The 17110-nt window shown below is 70.4% G+C and carries 15 protein-coding genes and 1 pseudogene; 6 read left to right on the plus strand and 10 right to left on the minus strand.

Annotated features, from left to right (window positions below):
* Nucleotide 1: 1 nt before the first annotated feature.
* Entirely contained in the window at nucleotides 2-1069 is a 1068-nt protein-coding gene (locus AC5P1B_RS24540) for an SURF1 family cytochrome oxidase biogenesis protein (RefSeq protein ID WP_493889710.1), read from the minus strand.
* A gap of 93 nt (nucleotides 1070-1162) precedes the next feature.
* The gene (locus AC5P1B_RS24545; protein ID WP_493889711.1) at nucleotides 1163-2182 is read right to left on the minus strand and encodes a DEDDh family exonuclease; all 1020 of its coding nucleotides are present in this window, start codon (nucleotides 2180-2182) and stop codon (nucleotides 1163-1165) included.
* A gap of 361 nt (nucleotides 2183-2543) precedes the next feature.
* Here AC5P1B_RS24545 and AC5P1B_RS24550 point away from each other — a divergent pair, with 361 nt between their 5' ends.
* On the plus strand, nucleotides 2544-3542 hold the full coding sequence (locus AC5P1B_RS24550; protein WP_493889713.1) for a sterol desaturase family protein: 999 nt from the start codon (nucleotides 2544-2546) through the stop codon (nucleotides 3540-3542).
* The gene (locus tag AC5P1B_RS24555) at nucleotides 3539-4288 is read left to right on the plus strand and encodes a lysoplasmalogenase (protein WP_493889715.1); all 750 of its coding nucleotides are present in this window, start codon (nucleotides 3539-3541) and stop codon (nucleotides 4286-4288) included. Before AC5P1B_RS24550 ends, AC5P1B_RS24555 begins: the two co-directional genes overlap by 4 nt.
* Before the next feature lie 100 nt (nucleotides 4289-4388).
* On the opposite strand, the gene AC5P1B_RS24560 is transcribed toward AC5P1B_RS24555, so the two are convergent.
* From AC5P1B_RS24560 to AC5P1B_RS24570, 3 genes and pseudogenes are all read right to left on the minus strand, one after another.
* Nucleotides 4389-5183 carry an NACHT domain-containing protein gene (locus tag AC5P1B_RS24560; protein ID WP_493889717.1) on the minus strand — a complete coding sequence of 265 codons (795 nt, stop codon included), beginning with the start codon at nucleotides 5181-5183 and terminating at the stop codon, nucleotides 4389-4391.
* A gap of 88 nt (nucleotides 5184-5271) precedes the next feature.
* A pseudogene (locus AC5P1B_RS24565) lies at nucleotides 5272-5766 on the minus strand (NACHT N-terminal Helical domain 1-containing protein); the annotation flags it as partial.
* Nucleotides 5767-5985: 219 nt separating this feature from the next.
* Nucleotides 5986-7554, minus strand: a complete 1569-nt coding sequence (locus AC5P1B_RS24570; RefSeq protein WP_493889719.1) for a S8 family peptidase — start codon at nucleotides 7552-7554, stop codon at nucleotides 5986-5988.
* A 328-nt stretch (nucleotides 7555-7882) separates the two neighbouring features.
* Between AC5P1B_RS24570 and AC5P1B_RS24575 the strand changes: the two genes are divergently transcribed.
* The 3 genes from AC5P1B_RS24575 to moaA all read left to right on the plus strand — a co-directional run bounded on the left by AC5P1B_RS24575 (nucleotide 7883) and on the right by moaA (nucleotide 11082).
* On the plus strand, nucleotides 7883-8176 hold the full coding sequence (locus AC5P1B_RS24575; protein WP_493889777.1) for a DUF485 domain-containing protein: 294 nt from the start codon (nucleotides 7883-7885) through the stop codon (nucleotides 8174-8176).
* Entirely contained in the window at nucleotides 8173-9801 is a 1629-nt protein-coding gene (locus AC5P1B_RS24580; protein ID WP_493889721.1) for a monocarboxylic acid transporter, read from the plus strand. Before AC5P1B_RS24575 ends, AC5P1B_RS24580 begins: the two co-directional genes overlap by 4 nt.
* A 291-nt stretch (nucleotides 9802-10092) precedes the next feature.
* Nucleotides 10093-11082 carry a GTP 3',8-cyclase MoaA gene (gene moaA / locus AC5P1B_RS24585; RefSeq protein WP_493889723.1) on the plus strand — a complete coding sequence of 330 codons (990 nt, stop codon included), beginning with the start codon at nucleotides 10093-10095 and terminating at the stop codon, nucleotides 11080-11082.
* On the opposite strand, the gene AC5P1B_RS24590 is transcribed toward moaA, so the two are convergent.
* Both AC5P1B_RS24590 and AC5P1B_RS24595 read right to left on the minus strand, forming a co-directional pair.
* Nucleotides 11065-11301: a hypothetical protein gene (locus tag AC5P1B_RS24590; RefSeq protein ID WP_493889725.1), complete on the minus strand. Its 237-nt coding sequence runs from the start codon at nucleotides 11299-11301 to the stop codon at nucleotides 11065-11067. The two genes, moaA and AC5P1B_RS24590, sit on opposite strands and share 18 nt — an antisense overlap.
* 414 nt (nucleotides 11302-11715) lie before the next feature.
* Complete coding sequence (locus tag AC5P1B_RS24595; protein WP_493889727.1) at nucleotides 11716-12090, minus strand: DUF3099 domain-containing protein; 375 nt, start codon at nucleotides 12088-12090, stop codon at nucleotides 11716-11718.
* 213 nt (nucleotides 12091-12303) lie between these two features.
* Here AC5P1B_RS24595 and AC5P1B_RS24600 point away from each other — a divergent pair, with 213 nt between their 5' ends.
* Nucleotides 12304-12576, plus strand: a complete 273-nt coding sequence (locus AC5P1B_RS24600) for a GlsB/YeaQ/YmgE family stress response membrane protein (RefSeq protein ID WP_493889729.1) — start codon at nucleotides 12304-12306, stop codon at nucleotides 12574-12576.
* 69 nt (nucleotides 12577-12645) lie between these two features.
* Here the strand turns inward: AC5P1B_RS24600 and tyrS are convergent, their stop codons facing one another.
* From tyrS to AC5P1B_RS24615, 3 genes are all read right to left on the minus strand, one after another.
* Nucleotides 12646-13914, minus strand: coding sequence for a tyrosine--tRNA ligase (gene tyrS, locus AC5P1B_RS24605; RefSeq protein WP_493889731.1), 1269 nt, complete (start codon nucleotides 13912-13914; stop codon nucleotides 12646-12648).
* A 64-nt stretch (nucleotides 13915-13978) separates the two neighbouring features.
* The gene (locus AC5P1B_RS24610; RefSeq protein ID WP_493889732.1) at nucleotides 13979-15415 is read right to left on the minus strand and encodes a metallopeptidase TldD-related protein; all 1437 of its coding nucleotides are present in this window, start codon (nucleotides 15413-15415) and stop codon (nucleotides 13979-13981) included.
* Nucleotides 15412-16935, minus strand: a complete 1524-nt coding sequence (locus tag AC5P1B_RS24615) for a TldD/PmbA family protein (RefSeq protein ID WP_493889733.1) — start codon at nucleotides 16933-16935, stop codon at nucleotides 15412-15414. The genes AC5P1B_RS24610 and AC5P1B_RS24615 overlap by 4 nt, the downstream gene beginning before the upstream one ends.
* Nucleotides 16936-17110: the final 175 nt, after the last annotated feature.

A 17110-nucleotide genomic window follows, 5' to 3' on the forward strand; every position in this document is an offset into this window, starting at 1 on the left:
GCTATTCCGGGGCGGCGGCTGTCCGGCCTACGCCGGACGCGGCGGGGTCCGGGCTCCGGACGGCTGCGGCGTCGGCGTCCTCGCCGGCATCGTCGGGCGCTGAGTCCTCGTCGCGGTCGGCGGCCGCCACGGCGGTGGCCGTCGTTCCGGCACCGGCAGCCACCACGGCGTCAGTGGCGGCAGGGGCGTCAGCGGCCACGGCGGCGCCGCTGCCTGCGGCCTTCGCTGTCCCGTCGCCGTCGCCGTCGCCGTCGCCGGACGCGGGCTCCGGTCCGTCAGCGGGGGCGTCCGCCGCCGCCTTGGCGGCCTTCGCCGCCGCTGCCACCTGGTCGCGCCGTTCCCGGCGGACGAGAATCACCCACCCGACGGGCACGGCAGCGGTGAACAGCCACCACTGGACCGCGTACGCCATGTGCGATCCGATGCCGCTGGTGTCGGGGGCGGGGACCGGCTCGGGCTGCTTGCTGCCCTTGGGGGTCGACTTGGTCAGCTCGATATAGCCGCCGAGCAACGGGCGGGAGACGGTCTTGGCCCGCCGCTCGCTGTTGATGAGCATGATCTGACGCGGCGGCAAGCCCTTTTTGTCCTTGATGCCGCTGGCACCGCTCGTCTCGTCGGCCTTGAGCCGACCGGTGACGGAGACTTCTCCGGCGGGCGGGGCCGGGACCTTCGGGAAGCGGGTCAGATTGCCGGGCGCGGGAATCCAGCCGCGGTTGACGAGGATCGCCTTGCCGTTGTCGAGCAGCAGCGGGGTGACGACGTAATAGCCGATGGACTGGTCATCGGAACCCGTGCGCTGCCGGACGACGACCTCACCCTTGGTGTCGTACCTGCCGGTCGCCGTCACCTTGCGGGAGGTGTCCTTCTTGGGGACCTCCCGCCCGGGGGCGCTCAGCTCGCCGACCGGGACGGCGGGGGCGTCGAGGCTCTTCTCCACCAGGCGGTTGTGCTCGACCCGACGCTCGTGGCGACCGAGCTGCCAGAAGCCCAGCTTGATCATCGTTGGGATGAGGACGAGCGCCACAAGGGTGAGAATCACCCACTGCCGGGACAACAGGAAGCGGTACACCCCACGACCGTACAACTCGCCCGCCGGACGATGGAGAGCGGGGCTGGCCCCCGGGCGCGTCCCGCGACGCTCCCCGGGGGCCCGCACGGTCGGTCAGGAGGACGTGGCCGGGGCGGGCGCCACGGTCAGGAGCAGCTGCATGAACGCCGCCTCGTCGACCACGGGCGTCCCGAAGGACTTGGCCTTGACGACCTTGGAGGTGGGCGAGTCGGGGTCGTTGGTGACCAGGACGCTGGTGAGCCGGGACACACTGCTCGCCACGTGCAGCCCGGCCTCGATGGCCCGGTCCTCCAGCAGCTCCCGGTCGACGGAGGTGTCACCGGAGAACGCCACCCGCATGCCCTGCACCAGCTGACCGCCCACCTCGTAGCGGCCGGGGTTGAGGTAGGGGCAGGCGGGCCGCTTGCGGCTGGGGCGCCAGCTGGTCGGCCGGTACCCGGACTGCTGGACCATGCTGCCGGAGCGGCCGGTGGCCGGGGCGTCCGACCACTCGGTGAGCGGCTGGCAGGCGAGCAGCGGCAGCCGCACGTTGGCCGCCGCCGCGAGATGGAGGCTGGGCCGGAACGTCTCGGCGAGCACCCGGGCGTCGTCCAGCGCGTGGTGGGCGCGCTGCTGTACGACGCCGTAGTGCGCGGCCAGCGACTCCAGCTTGTGGTTGGGCAGCGGCAGCGCCAGCTCCTTGGAGAGCGCGATGGTGCACAGCCGCTGCCGTACCGGGGCGGCGCCCTTCGCCCGCGCGTACTCACGGGCGATCATCGACCAGTCGAAGACGGCGTTGTGCGCGACGAACACCCGGCCGTCCAGGCGCCGGGCCAGCTCGTCGGCGATCTCGGGAAACAGCGGCGCGTCGGCGAGCGCGGAGCTGGTGAGACCGTGAATCCAGACGGGGCCGGGGTCGCGCTGCGGATTGACCAGCGTGTACCAGTGATCCTGCACCTCGCCGTGGCCGTCCAGCTGATAGACGGCGGCCGACACTATGCGGTCGTCGCGGGCGAGTCCGGTGGTCTCCACGTCGACGACCGCGTACCCCTCGGGGTAGGCGGTCGGCCACGGGGACGGCGGGGCGGACTGCGGAGGAATCCGCGGTGCGGCTGCCGGTCGGTCTTCAAGCATGGTCCATGAGGATACGGGCCACCGCTGACACTCCGCCCCGGCGGGTTCTCCGGTCGGCGCCCGGTCGCTGACCCAGATGTGCCCAGATGTGCGCGGATGGCCTGGGGAGTCCCAGGAGACGGTGCAACGTACGGGCCTACTGGGGCTTCTGCGGCGCCTGGTCGCCAAACTCTTGTCCGAAAAGGGAGGTTGGAAGACGACGGTCCGCCAGCTGGCGAGGTGGCGCACGGCGGCGGCGTGGGGCGCACGCCGTGCGGGCGACCGCCCCGGTTGCCCCGGACGCACACCCGCTTCCCGCCTTTACTAACTCGTCAGTAACAACCTCTGTTCAAGGCCGCCGAGTCGCCCTTATCTTGCGAACATGCCGCACCTACCCGATGTCGTGTTGTGGTCCATACCGGCCTTCGTCCTGCTCACCGTCATTGAGCTGGTGAGCTATCGGCTTCACCCGGACGAGGACGCGGCGGGCTATGAGACCAAGGACGCCGCGACGAGCGTGACGATGGGGCTCGGCAGCGTCGTCTTTGACTTCGTGTGGAAGATCCCGATTGTCGCGATCTATACCGCCGTGTACGAACTCACCCCCCTCCGCGTCCCCTTTCTGTGGTGGACCCTGCCGCTGATGCTGCTGGCGCAGGACTTCTTCTACTACTGGTCGCACCGCGGCCATCACGTCATCCGCGTCCTGTGGGCGTGCCACGTCGTGCACCACTCCAGCGAGAAGTTCAACCTCACCACCGCGCTGCGCCAGCCATGGACGACGCTGACCGTCTGGCCCTTCTACGTGCCGCTCGTCGCCTGCGGCGTGCACCCGGCCGCCATCGCCTTCCTCTCGGGAACCAACCTCGTCTACCAGTTCTGGGTCCACACCGAGCGCGTCGGCAAGCTGCCGCGGCCCATCGAGTACGTGTTCAACACGGCCTCCCACCACCGGGTGCACCACGCCTCCCAGGGCGGCTACCTCGACCGGAACTTCGGCGGCATCCTCATCGTCTGGGACCGCGTGTTCGGCTCCTTCGTCGCGGAGGACCAGCAGCCCGTCTACGGACTGACGAAGAACATCAAGACCTTCAACCCGCTCCGGGTGGCGACACACGAGTACGTGGCCATCGCCCGCGACGTACGGGCCTCCCAGACCTGGGGCGAACGCGCGGGCCGGATCTTCCGGGGCCCAGGCTGGCAGCCGGAACGGTTGCGGAAAGCGGCCGCCGAGGCCGCCCAGACCACCCCGGCCGCCCAGACCACCCAGAGCGCTCAGCCGGAAGCGACCGCCCCGGCCTCCACAGGCCCTGACACCGCCGCCGCCCCGGCTGCCACGCCCCCGGGCACCGCCAAGCCGGTGGGGGAGCGCGTCGCGTGAGCGCGGAGCGCCGCGCACGCGCTCTGCTCGGCTGCTTCGCGCTGCTGACCGCCACCCACCTGGCCGCGCTGCTCACCGGCGCCACCCTGGTCGAGCACCTCACGAAACCGGCCCTGATGCCCGTTCTCGCCGCGTACGTCCTCGCCCGCGGCGGCCCCCGGCTGCTCGCCGTCACCCTGCTCCTCGGCTGCGGCGGCGACACCCTCCTCCAGACCGGCGGCGACCTCGTCTTCCTCGCCGGAATGGGCTCGTTCGCCGCAGGCCACGTCTGCTACCTCACGCTGTTCGCCCGCGGCGGCACACCGGCCGGGCGCCGCCGCACCACCGTCCTCACGACCGGCGGCTACGCGGCGGCCTGGCTCGGCACCGTCGCCCTGCTGTGGCCCGGCCTGGAGTCCGGCCTCCGCGTCCCCGTCGCGGTCTACAGCCTGCTCCTCACGGCCATGGCACTCGGCGCGCTCCGGGTAAGCCCGTGGACCGGACTCGGCGGCGCGCTGTTCCTGCTCTCCGACACCCTGATCGCCACCGGCATCGCCGACTGGCCCCAGCCGCCGGTACCGCAGTTCTGGATCATGCTCACGTACGCGGGGGCGCAGCTCGCGCTGGTGTGGGGGCTGTTGGGGCGGGGCTCCTCACTGGGTGGGGCGCCGCCTGGGCCGGACGATCCGCTCAGGCGGGATGAGATGGTCGTTGACGACCCGGGTGCTGCCATTCACATGAATGACCAAGCCGGGTACATCCGCTAACGGCGCGAGATTGACTGTGCTGGACGCCTCGCCCGGATGGAGATCCAGTTCTTTGAGCTTGGGGTGCTCGCGCAGGGGTGTCAGGTCGGGGGCTGCTCATTCACCGTGAGCCCCAGGTGGTCAAGTGCTCGTACGCGTCCAGGGATTCCGCCGGGTTCGTCCGCTCCGGCCGTTCCTGGCGCGCCGCGCTGTGCCAGTACGCGATGAAGTTCCGTACGTCGTCGCGGGTCATCGGTAGCAGCGCGTGCGCACGGAAGCCGTACGGGGCGAGCCAGTCCTCGGGGACGGCGGACGGCCGGGTGGTGACGACGTACCGGGTCTCGGGGAAGGCGGTGACGAGGTGCCGCAGCCAGTCCTCGGTCCGCTTCCGCAGGCGTTGCGGGATCTCGTCCACGCCGTCGACGAGCACGAGCGCCCGGCCCGTGGGCAGCAGCTCTTCCACCCATCCCGCCGGGGCCACGCCGGAGAGCGGGTTGCCCATGCTGGTCAGGAAGTCCTGGGGGAGGGGAAGCGCTTCGCGCTCGGTGAGGGCGCGCAGCCGCAGCACGAACGGGACGCACCTGTTCCACTCCGCCAGTTCCTGGCCGAAGCTGCCGCGGGCGGCGTTGGTGGCGAGCCACTGGACCAGCGTGCTCTTGCCGGAACCGGCCGGGCCGCGCAGCAGCAGCCGGGAGCTGTTCGCCAGAGCGTGCTCGACCCGGACCGTGGACGGTGTGAGGTCGCGGAAGGAGTCGCCGGGCGGTTCGCCGCTGACGCTGACGCTGAGGCTGACGTAAGCGGTGTCCAGTGCCCACCCGGCCCGTGCGTCGCTGAGGGTCACCCCGAACAGCTGGAGGCGGCTGTGTGTGGCCCGTCCGAAGTCCGCGTAGCGCGCCTCGAACTTCGGCGGCCGCACGTTCCGGGCCGGGGCCCAGGCGGCGCCGTACGTCCGCGATTGCTTCTTCCACGGTTCCCGCCCGCCGGACCAGCTCGACCTGGGTCCGGGCGGGGAACTCCGGCAGCGTCGTCGCGTACTCGACGAGGTGCAGGCAGCACACGTCCAGGAGGCGGTCGAAGAGGGCCGTACCGGACGTGCTGAGTCCGGCTCGCTCCCGCACGCCGTCCGATGCGGCCAGCACATGATCACGTAGCGCCCGCGGTGTCAGGTCCAAGGCCAGCAGGAGTCCCAGGTCCAGTGATCCGGCGCGTTCGAAGGTGTCCGCGACGGCCGCGACGGCGGCCAGCCGCTCGTGTTCCGGGGTGGTGCCGAACGTGCCGTCCAGGCGCCGCGCCAGCGAGTCGGCGAGCCGCCCGGTCTCCTTGGCGGTCAGCTCCCGGGGCGTCCGCCCGGGTCCGCCCGGCTTCGCGGGCCTGGCGGCCAGGCCCGCGCCCGGCCGCTTGGCCAGCAGCGACTTGGCGAGCGTGGAGACGACTGCGGTGGCCAGCCGTAAGACGGCGGTTTCGACTCCCTCCACCCGGCAACTCCCCCTGGCAGCCACGGTCAGTACCTCGAAACCGCAGCGTACCGCCGGGCCCGGTACGCCCGCAGGGAGTCAGCGGACGGCACACGGAGAGCGGTACGCGGAGAGCGGCGCGCGGAGAGGTGCGCACAACGGGAAGGGGCCGGGCCCCCGAAAGGAGGCCCGGCCCCACGCGCGTGCTCAGTGAGCGGGCGCGCGCTTCCGCGTCATGGCGTCATCACGCGGTCGCGTATCCGGTTACTTCTTCACCGCGTCCAGCGCGTCCACGATGCCGAAGCCGTAGAAGCTGTTGATGTGCTTCGTGCCGGTGCAGGTGGCGTCGACGTCGCCGTCACCGTCCGGGTCGTACGGCGTGGTCGGGCAACCCGGGTTGTCCGCCTGCTGCTTCAGCAGCCACTGGACTTCCTGCGGGCTGGCGTTGGGATGCTTGCTGCTCACCAGGGCCGCGACACCGGCGACGTGCGGTCCCGCCATCGAGGTGCCCTGGAGGTAGGCGTAGTCGCCGTCAGGCATCGTGGAGAGGATGCGGCCGTCCTTCGCGGGCAGCTCGGGCACCTGGTAACGGTCACCGCCGGGGCCGGCGAGGTCGATCTGACCCGCGGCGACGGAGCGGTTGTAACCGTAGTTCGAGTAGTACGACTTCAGCGACTGGACGCCGGTCGCCGAGACCGTGACCACGCCGGGCAGCTGAGTCGGGACGTCCAGGCACTTCGACGGGTCGATCTTGCGGTCGACCGGGGTGGTGTCGTTCGGGCTTGAGGAGTCGGAGATCTCCGTCGCGCCGAGGTCGAAGTTGGAGTTGCCGGCGGAGGCGACGTTGATGGCGCCCTTGTTCTGCGCGTACTTGGCCGCCCGGCCCACCGCGTCGAGAATGGCCTTCTGGTCCGGGTCATCCTTGCAGTTGAACATCCACGGGTCGACGTAGTAGCTGTTGTTCGTGACCTCGACGCCGTGGTCGGCGGCGAAGACGAACGCGCAGACGACGCTCTCCGCGAAGAACAGACTCGTCTCGGGCTCGCTGACCTTGATGGCGGAGATCTTCACGCCGGGCGCGACACCCGCGATGCCCACCCCGTTACGGGCGGCGGCGATCGAACCGGCCACGTGCGTGCCGTGGTAGTCCTCGTCCGCGTTGTACGGGCGCCAGGCGCCCTTCGAGGTGTCCGCGACGCCGCCCACGCAGTTGGCGGACGCCTTCCGGTCGAAGTTCGGGGCGAGGTCCGGGTGGGTGTCGTCCACGCCGGTGTCGATCACCGCGACGGTGACGTCCTTGCTACCCGGGTTGATCTTCGCGGCCTTGTCCGCCTTGATCGCCGGAATGTCCCACTGGAGGGGCTCCAGCGGCTCCTTGCCCTTGGACAGGGACTTCGCCTCGCTCTGCGCCGTGACGCGAGGGGCCTTGACCTTCTCGGGCTTGCCGACATCGGTCGTCGCCGCGGACTTCAGGGGCGCGGTGCGGGACGCGCCCGCCGACTGCACGCCCTCGACGCCACGGATCGTTTTCGCGAAGTCGGGGGAGGCCGAATGGGCGACGATGACACCGATGCGCGGGTGCGCGGTGACCACGTTGCCGCCGGCCTTGGATATCGCCTTCTTGACCTTGCTGACGGTGGCCTTGTCAGGGGTCGTGTTCACCACGTACGACAGCTTCGGGCCGTCGGTCACGGTGGCGGAGGCTGCCGTGGAAGGCGCGTCCTGCGAGGTCGCCGAGGCCGCACCGGGCAAGAGGCTGAGGGACGCGGTGAGCGCGAGGCCAGCCGGCACCGCGAACAGGGCGCGCCGACGTCTGGATATCAGATGAACCATGGGTTCTCCACATCATCCGTCATGACCGCCCGCACGCTGAATACGCGCGAGCCGGTCGTACGAGGTGTGAAGCTAGCGCCGATCATGGCCCGCCATCAATGGATAACGGCAGAAAACCCGCCACGGCTATCCGGGTGACGGGGGAGGCACCACCAGCGGGGAGTGCTCATCCGGTTTTCAATCACCAGCCCCTGGTTCGGCGACGCCACCTGCGCCTACGATGCGTGATCCGGATCACTCGCATCCCGTCCGCTGCCAGTCGCCATCAGGAGAGACCGTGGATTCCGCACCGCCCAACGAGCCGGAGCAGCACAGCCGGCCCGACTTCATGGAGGTGCAGTCGAGCGAGGAGTTCGCCGAACTGCGCCGCGCCCACCGCTCGTTCGCCTTCCCGCTCACCGTCGCGTTCGTCAGCTGGTACCTCCTGTACGTGCTGCTCTCCAACTACGCGGGCGACTTCATGGGCATCAAGGTCGTCGGCAACATCAACGTCGCTTTCGTCTTCGGCCTCGCGCAGTTCGTGACCACGTTCCTCATCGCCTGGTGGTACTCGCACCACTCCGCCACCGAGTTCGACCCGCGTGCCGAAGTGATCAAGTCTCGCCTGGAGGGCGACGCATGAGCGGCCTGACGTACCAGCTCGCGGCCGACAGCGGCGTCAGCGAGCACCGCACGCTGATCATCTCCCTGTTCGCGGTCTTCCTCGTCGCGACCCTCGGCATCACGGTGTGGGCGGGGCGGCAGACCAAGGACGCGACCGACTTCTACGCGGGCGGCCGCCAGTTCACCGGATTCCAGAACGGCCTCGCCATCTCCGGCGACTACATGTCCGCCGCGTCCTTCCTCGGCATCGCGGGCGCCATCGCCCTCACGGGATACGACGGCTTCCTGTACTCCATCGGCTTCCTCGTCGCCTGGCTGGTGGCGCTCCTGCTGGTCGCCGAGCCGCTGCGCAACTCAGGCCGGTTCACGATGGGCGACGTGCTCGCGTACCGGATGCGGCAGCGCCCGGTCCGTACGGCGGCCGGGGTCTCCACCATCGTCGTGTCGATCTTCTATCTGCTGGCCCAGATGGCGGGCGCCGGTGTGCTCGTCTCGCTGCTGCTCGGCATCACCAACGAGGCAGGCAAGATCCTCATCGTCGTCCTCGTCGGCATCATGATGATGCTATACGTGACCATCGGCGGCATGAAGGGCACTACCTGGGTGCAGATGGTCAAGGCCGTGCTCCTCATCGCGGGCACCCTGCTGATCACGTTCCTGGTGCTGCTTGAGTTCGACTTCAACGTCTCCAAGCTGCTGGGCGAGGCCGCGGCGAACAGCGGCCATGGCAGCGCCTTCCTTGAGCCCGGGTTGAAGTACGGGCTCACATCGACGTCCAAGCTGGACTTCATCTCGCTCGGCATCGCCCTGGTGCTCGGCACCGCGGGCCTGCCGCACATCCTCATCCGCTTCTACACCGTGCCCACGGCGCAGGCCGCCCGTAAGTCGGTGAACTGGGCCATAGGCATCATCGGCGGCTTCTACCTGATGACCATCGCGCTGGGCTTCGGCGCCGCAGCGCTCCTGGAACGCGCGGACATCATCGCGTCGAACAAGTCGGGCACGACAGCGGCACCGCTGCTGGCCATGGAGATCGGCGGCGGCTCCGACTCGACCGGCGGCGCGATCCTGCTCGCGGTGATCTCCGCCGTGGCGTTCGCGACCATCCTCGCCGTCGTCGCCGGGCTCACCCTCGCCTCCTCGTCGTCCTTCGCGCACGACCTGTACGCGAACGTCATCCGCAGGGGCGAGGCGACGCAGAAGGAGGAGGTCGCCGCGGCACGCTGGGCGACGGTCGGCATCGGGACCGTGGCGGTGATACTCGGCGTCTTCGCCCGCGATCTGAACGTCGCGGGCCTGGTCGCGCTGGCCTTCGCGGTCGCCGCCTCCGCCAATCTGCCGACGATCCTCTACAGCCTGTTCTGGAAGCGCTTCACCACCCAGGGCGCGCTGTGGTCCATCTACGGAGGTCTCGCGTCGTCCGTGTTCCTGGTGCTGTTCTCGCCGGTGGTCTCCGGCAAGCCGACGTCGATGTTCCCCGACGTGGACTTCTACTGGTTCCCGCTGGAGAACCCCGGGCTGATCTCCATCCCGCTGGGCTTCCTGCTGGGCTGGCTCGGTTCCCTGCTGTCGAAGGAGCCGGTCAACGAGGAGAAGTACGCCGAGCTGGAGGTCAAGTCGCTGAGCGGCTACGGCGCGCACTGACCCGCCCGCTCCCGGCCGGTCCGTTCCCACGCGGTGGGGGCGGGCCGGCCGGTCTGTCTCCGCCTCCGGCCGCCACGGACAGGCACGGAGCCACTACTTCAACGATCTGTTGAAGATCGTGGGTATCGCGTACGCTGCGGGACACTTGACGTGGAGCACTCCGGACGGGGTGCGCCGCAGAGACCAGCAACCACCGCAGTACGCACACCACAGCACCAACAAGCACCGCAGCACCAACCAGCAACACAGCACCGCAGTACGCACCGCAAATCCGTGGGAGGGCTCGCCGTCATGCTGCTCGATACCTATGGTCGGGTCGCGACCGATCTCCGAGTCTCCCTCACCGACCGCTGCAATTTGCGCTGCACGTACTGCATGCCCGAAGAGGGCCTCCAGTGGCTGGCCAAGCCCGACCTGCTCACCGACGACGAGATCGTCCGGCTGATCTCCATAGCCGTCCGTGACCTCGGCATCACCGAGGTCCGCTTCACCGGCGGCGAGCCCCTGCTCCGCCCCGGCCTCGTCTCCATCGTGCAGCGGTGCGCCGAGCTGACGCCGCGCCCCCAGATGTCCCTGACCACCAACGGCATCGGACTCGGCCGCACCGCCACCGCGCTGCGCGACGCCGGGCTCGACCGGGTCAACGTCTCCCTCGACACGCTGCGCCCCGACGTCTTCCAGACCATGACCCGGCGCAAGCGGCACCAGGACGTCCTGGACGGCCTGGAGGCCGCCCGCGCCGCAGGTCTCGTCCCGGTCAAGGTCAACGCGGTACTCATGCCGGGACTCAACGACGACGAGGCTCCCGACCTGCTCGCCTGGGCCGTGGAGAACGACTACGAGCTGCGCTTCATCGAGCAGATGCCGCTCGACGCCCAGCACGGCTGGAAGCGCGACGGCATGATCACCGCAGGCGACATCCTGGCCGGCCTCCGCACCCGCTTCGCGCTGACGGCCGAGGGCGACGACGAGCGCGGCTCGGCGCCCGCCGAACGCTGGCTGGTGGACGGCGGTCCCGCCCGCGTCGGCGTCATCGCCTCGGTCACCCGCCCGTTCTGCGGGGCCTGCGACCGCACCCGGCTCACCGCCGACGGCCAGGTCCGCACCTGTCTGTTCGCCCGTGAGGAGTCCGACCTGCGGGCCGCCCTGCGGTCCGGGGTGCCGGACGCGGACATCGCGGAGCTGTGGCGGGTGGCGATGTGGGGGAAGAAGGCGGGGTCGGGGCTCGACGACCCGTCGTTCCTCCAGCCGCAGCGGCCGATGTCAGCGATCGGTGGCTGACCACTCCGCCAGGGGTACGACGTCCTTCAGGAAGCCGCGCATGTCGAGAAAGCCGGACAGGTGCTCGCGGTGCTCCTCGCACGCCAGCCACGTCTTGCGGCGCTCCGGGGTGTGCAGCTTCGGATTGTTCCAGGCGAGCACCCAGACGGCAGCCGCACGGCAGCCCTTGGCGGAGCAGATGGCTTCGTCGCTGTCGGCGGGTGTGTCGAACAAGTTCACAGGCCCGACCCTACGTGACGCCGCGCATGCGCCTGCCGCGTGCTCGCCCGCCGGGTGCCCGGGCGGGAGCTGGCGCACGCCGGTGGCAGCGCGCGAGTGCTGGGACGGGGTGGGCGCCGCGCGCCCCCGCGAGCCGGCCCGTGGCCGGTGCGGAGTGTCCGGTGTCCCGCACGGTGTGGTGCCCGGCGTCCTGCGCGGAGCGGGAGGCGGAGCGGCAGACAGGGCGGGAGGCGGAGCGGCGCGGTCCGGACATGGCGACGCCGGGCAGCCACGGGGGGAGCCGCCCGGCGTCGGTCCATCGCTCCGACGGGGGATGCGGAGCGCCTACGAAGTATGTCACGGGGGACCCATCGGGGTGCAGCGGAACCACACGATTGATCTGAGGTTTTCTTGAGGTACCGCAACCGCCCCAGGTCAGCCCTGGTGCCGCCAGGGCTCGCCCGCGGTAGGCGCGGCGTCCTTCGGTGCGGATTCCGGTGGAACGACGCTGGGATGGGCCATCAGCACCGGCCGACTGGGGGCGGGCACGAAGGTCGAGGGAAGCGAAGGCACGTTCTCACGGCCCGCGTTGGCGATCACCACCGAGAAATACGGCAGCAGGATGCCCAGCACCAGGGCGACAAAGGCCACATGGCGCTCAACGTTCCACAAAACGGCGGCCAGCACGACGGATACCGTGCGCACCGACATGGAGATCACATAGCGGCGCTGCCTGGCGCGCACGTCGTCCACCAGCCCCTGCCGGGCTCCGGTAATCCGGAAAACCTCGGGGCCGCTCTGCTTCCGCATCTCGCTCCACCACCTGCCTGACGCACCGAATATACCCGGGTCCGGACACCGTCAACGGTACGCCGGGGCTGATGCCGGTACGAGACCGGGGCGTGCTTGATGGGCTTGTCCGCACCACGTCGTGCTACGTACAGACCGCCCCGGCGTGCGGCGTAGCCGGTCTGGTCCGAAACTGGTGAAGTCTGCGCACACCGCGCCGCATGAGGAGGCGACATGAGCTGGTTGTGGGCAATCATCGTGGGTCTGGTGCTTGGCGTGCTGGCCAGGGCCATTCTCCCCGGCAAGCAGGACATCCCGCTGTGGCTGACGGCCATCTTCGGCATCCTCGGCAGCCTCCTTGGCAACGCCGTGGCGACCTGGGTCGGAGTGGAGGACACCAAGGGCATCGACTGGATTCGGCATGTGCTGCAACTGGCCGGAGCCGTGGTCGTCGTCGCCCTGGGAACGCCGCTCTGGGCGACCATGCGAGGAAAGAGACACGCCTGACTCCGCCGGACACGGCCGGCGGCACATGCGCCCAGCGCACGCGCCGCCGGCCGTGGCACGGCCGCTCGCTCAGCCCCGCGCGACCTCGATCGCGGCCAGGTTCTTCTTGCCCCGGCGCAGCACCAGCCAGCGGCCGTGGAGCAGGTCGGAAGCGGCCGGTACGGCGTCCTCAACGGTGACCTTGACGTTGTTCACGTAGGCCCCGCCCTCCTTCACCGTGCGGCGGGCGGCCGACTTGCTCGCCACCAGGCCGACCTCGGCGAACAGGTTCACCACCTGGTCCAGCGCGGGCACGCGCGCGTGCGGCAGCTCGGACAGCGCGGCGCTCAGCGTCGCCTCGTCCAGCTCCGCCAGCTCGCCCTGCCCGAAGAGCGCCCTGGACGCGGCGATGACCGCGGCGCTCTGGTCCGCGCCGTGCACCAGAGTGGTCAGCTCCTCCGCCAGCGCGCGCTGGGCGGTACGGGCCTGCGGCCGCTCCTCGGTGAGCTGTTCCAGCTCCCCCAGCTCCTCGCGGCTCTTGAAGGAGAGGATGCGCGCGTACCGGGTGATGTCCCGGTCGTCCACGTTCAGCCAGAACTGGTAGAAGGCGTACGGCGTGGTCATCTCGGGGTCGAGCCAGATGGCGCCGCTCTCGCTCTTGCCGAACTTCGTGCCGTCCGCCTTGGTCATCAGCGGCGTCGCCAGCGCGTGCACCACCGCGTCCGGCTCCAGGCGGTGGATCAGGTCGATCCCGGCCGTGAGGTTGCCCCACTGGTCGCTGCCACCCTGCTGGAGCACGCAGCCGTAGCGCCGGTACAGCTCCAGGAAGTCCATGCCCTGGAGCAGTTGGTAGCTGAACTCGGTGTAGCTGATGCCCTGCTCGGACTCCAGCCGGCGGGCGACCGACTCCTTGGCGAGCATCTTGTTGACCCGGAAGTGCTTGCCGATGTCCCGCAGGAACTCGATCGCCGACAGGCCCGCGGTCCAGTCCAGGTTGTTCACCATCGTGGCCGCGTTCTCGCCTTCGAACGCCAGGAACGGCTCGATCTGGGCGCGCAGCCGCGCCACCCACTCGGCGATCGTCTCCGGGTCGTTCAACGTGCGCTCGGCGGTGGGCCGCGGGTCACCGATCTGACCCGTGGCCCCGCCCACCAGCGCCAGCGGCCGGTGCCCCGCCTGCTGGAGCCGCCGCACGGTGAGCACCTGGACCAGGTGCCCGACGTGCAGTGAGGCGGCCGTCGGGTCGAAACCGCAATAAAACGTGACGGGACCGTCCGCGAGGGCCTTGCGCAAAGCGTCCTCGTCAGTGGACAGGGCGAACAGCCCGCGCCACTTCAGGTCGTCGACGATGTCCGTCACGGTTCTCGTATCTCCTTGGGGGGCCGGCCAGCCCTCTTCGGCTGGCGTGGATCTGCGTACGAGGTTATACGCCCTGGCTGACCGAGCTCATGTTGAAGTCGGGCACCCGCAGCGCGGGCATCGCCGCCCGGCTGAAGTAGTCGCCCCACTCGCGCGGCAGCGTCCGCTCGGTACGGCCCGCCTCGGTCACCCGGGAGAGCAGGCCGACCGGCGACTCGTTGAACCGGAAGTTGTTCACCTCGCCCACGACCTCGCCCCGCTCCACCAGGTAGACGCCGTCCCGCGTCAGCCCGGTGAGCAGCAGCGAGGCCGGATCGACCTCACGGATGTACCAGAGGCTGGTCAGCAGCAGAGCGGGCCCGCCGTGCCCGGCGTCAGCGACCATCTCCTCCAGTGACCGGGTGCCGCCCGCGTCGAGGATCAGGTTGTCGACGGCGGGCGCCACGGGCAGGCCGGTCACGTCGGCGCTGTGCCGCGTGGTCAGCAGCCGGGCCAGCTCACCGTTCTTGATCCAGTCGGTGGCGGCCAGCGGCAGCCCGTTGTCGAAGACCGAAGCGTCGCCCTCCGAGCTGTGCGCCAGCACGAACGGCGCGGCCTCAAGCCCTGGCTCACCCGGGTCGCTGCGCAGCGTCAGCGGCAGCTCGGACAGCGTGTCTCCCAGCCGGGTGGTCCCGCCCGGCTTGCTGAAGACGGTGCGGCCCTCGGCGGCGTCCCGTCCGGAGGACGACCACAGCTGGTAGATCAGGAGATCGGCCACAGCGGTCGGTGGCAGCAGGGTCTCGTACCGGCCGGCGGGCAGCTCCCTGCGGTGCTTGGCCCAGTCCAGGCGCCGCGCCAGCTCCTCGTCCAGCGCCAGCGGGTCGACGTCGGTGAAGTCGCGGGTGGCGCGCCCCGCCCAGGCGGACCGCGGCGTGCCCGCCCCGGCCCCGGGGGCCTTCGCGTTCAGCTCCAGCGTGCCGGTCGGCTGGTCGTGGCGCAGCCGCAGCCCGGTGGAGGTGCCGAGGTAACTGGAGACCACCTCGTGGAAGGCGTAGCCGTACAGCTCGCGTCCACCCGCGCGGGCGCGCGCGAAGGACTCGCCGAGCGCGGGGGCGAACGCCGAGAAGACCTCGGAGGCTGTCTCGGCGGGGGCTTCGGTGAAGTCAGCGGCGGCCGGAACCCCGCTGACCAGCGGTCGCGCGTCCTCGGCCGGGCCCGCTCCCCTGGCGGCTGCCTCGGCGGCCCGTACCAGCGGCTCCAGCTCGTCCGCGGTGACGGCGGACCGGGACACGACACCGGACGCGGTGCCCTCGGCGCCGTCCACCGTCGCGATCACGGTCAGGGTCCTGCCGCGGGTGACGCCGTTGGTCGTCAGCGCGTTGCCCGCCCAGCGCAGATTGGCGCTGGACTGCTCGTCGGCGATGACGACGCAGCCGTCCGCCCGGGACAGCTCAAGGGCGCGCTCGACGATCTCGTGCGGCTTGCTGGCGCTCTTGCGGTGGTTGCGCGTAGCGGCACTCATCGCCCGGCCTCCTGCGTGGTGTTGAGAATGCTGATGCCCCGGAAGAGCGCGGACGGGCAGCCGTGCGAGACGGCGGCGACCTGGCCGGGCTGTGCCTTGCCGCAGTTGAACGCGCCGCCGAGGACGTACGTCTGCGGTCCGCCGATCGCCGACATCGAGCCCCAGAAGTCGGTGGTGGTCGCCTGGTACGCGACGTCCCGCAGCTGACCGGCCAGCCTGCCGTTCTCGATCTTGAAGAACCGCTGCCCGGTGAACTGGAAGTTGTACCGCTGCATGTCGATCGACCAGGACCGGTCACCGACGACGTAGATGCCGCGCTCGACCTCCCCGATCAGCTCCTCGGTCGACGGCCCCTCCGGTGCGGGCTGAAGCGAGACGTTCGCCATCCGCTGCACGGGCACATGCCCGGGTGAGTCGGCGTACGCACAGCCGTTGGAGCGGTCGAAGCCCGTCAGCTTCGCGATGCGGCGGTCCAGCTGGTAGCCCGCCAGTGTGCCTTCCTTGACCAGGTCCCAGGACTGCGCGGCCACCCCCTCGTCGTCGTAACCGATCGTCGCGAGGCCGTGCTCGGCGGTCCTGTCCCCGGTCACGTTCATGATCCCGGACCCGTACGCGAGGGAGCCGAGCTTGTCGAAGGTGGCGAAGGAGGTGCCCGCGTACGCCGCCTCGTAGCCCAGCGCCCGGTCCAGCTCCGTGGCGTGCCCGATCGACTCGTGGATCGTCAGCCACAGATTCGACGGGTCCACCACCAGGTCGTACGTCCCGGCCTCGACGGACGGCGCCCGCATCTTCTCCGCGAGCAGCCCCGGAATCCGCGCCAGCTCCGCGTCCCAGTCCCAGCCGGTGCCCGTCAGGTACTCCCAGCCCCGGCCGACCGGCGGCGCGATCGTCCGCATCGAGTCGAACTCGCCCGTCACCGGGTCCACGGCCACCGCCGTCAGCTGCGGGTGCAGCCGTACCCGCTGCTGCGTGGTCACGGTGCCCGCCGTGTCCGCGTAGAACTTGTTCTCATGCACGGTCAGCACCGAGGCGTCCGCGTGCGCGACACCGTCAGCCGCCAGCAGCCGCCCGCTCCACTCGGCGAGCAGCGCGGTCTTGTCCGCGTCGGGCACGGTGAACGGGTCGATCTCATAGGAGGAGGTCCACGTCTTGTCCGCGTGCACCGGTTCGTCCGCCAGCTCCACCACCTCGTCGGACCCCGAGGACTCGGCCACCTTCGCGGACAGCTTGGCCATCGCCACCGCCTGCCCGGCCACCCGCGCCGCCGCGTCCATGCTGAGGTCCACCCCCGAGGCGAACCCCCACGCTCCGCCGTGCACCACCCGCACCGCGTACCCCAGTTCGGTGGTGTCCGATGACCCCGCGGGCTTCGCGTCCCGCAGCCGCAAGGAGGCGCTGCGTACCCGCTCGAAGCGGAAGTCCGCGTGGTCGGCACCGAGCGCGCGGGCGCGCGCGAGGGCGGCGTCGGCGAGCGCGCGGAGCGGAAACGCGAGGAAGGTCTCGTCAATCTCGTGCGCCACGGGCGCCTCACCTTCTCGTTGACTCGATAGGTGACGGCAGTGAATCACGCAGCCCGGTGCTGTACGCAACGATTACTCCGGCGGCGTCGGCTACTCGCGCCGAAGCCGCCGGGAGGGGGATGACCAGAGCCCGTGACGAGCGCTGATGGAGCCAGTGGCCGGACACCGAGCAAGT

The sequence above is a fragment of the Streptomyces sp. A01 genome, from assembly GCF_059026195.1.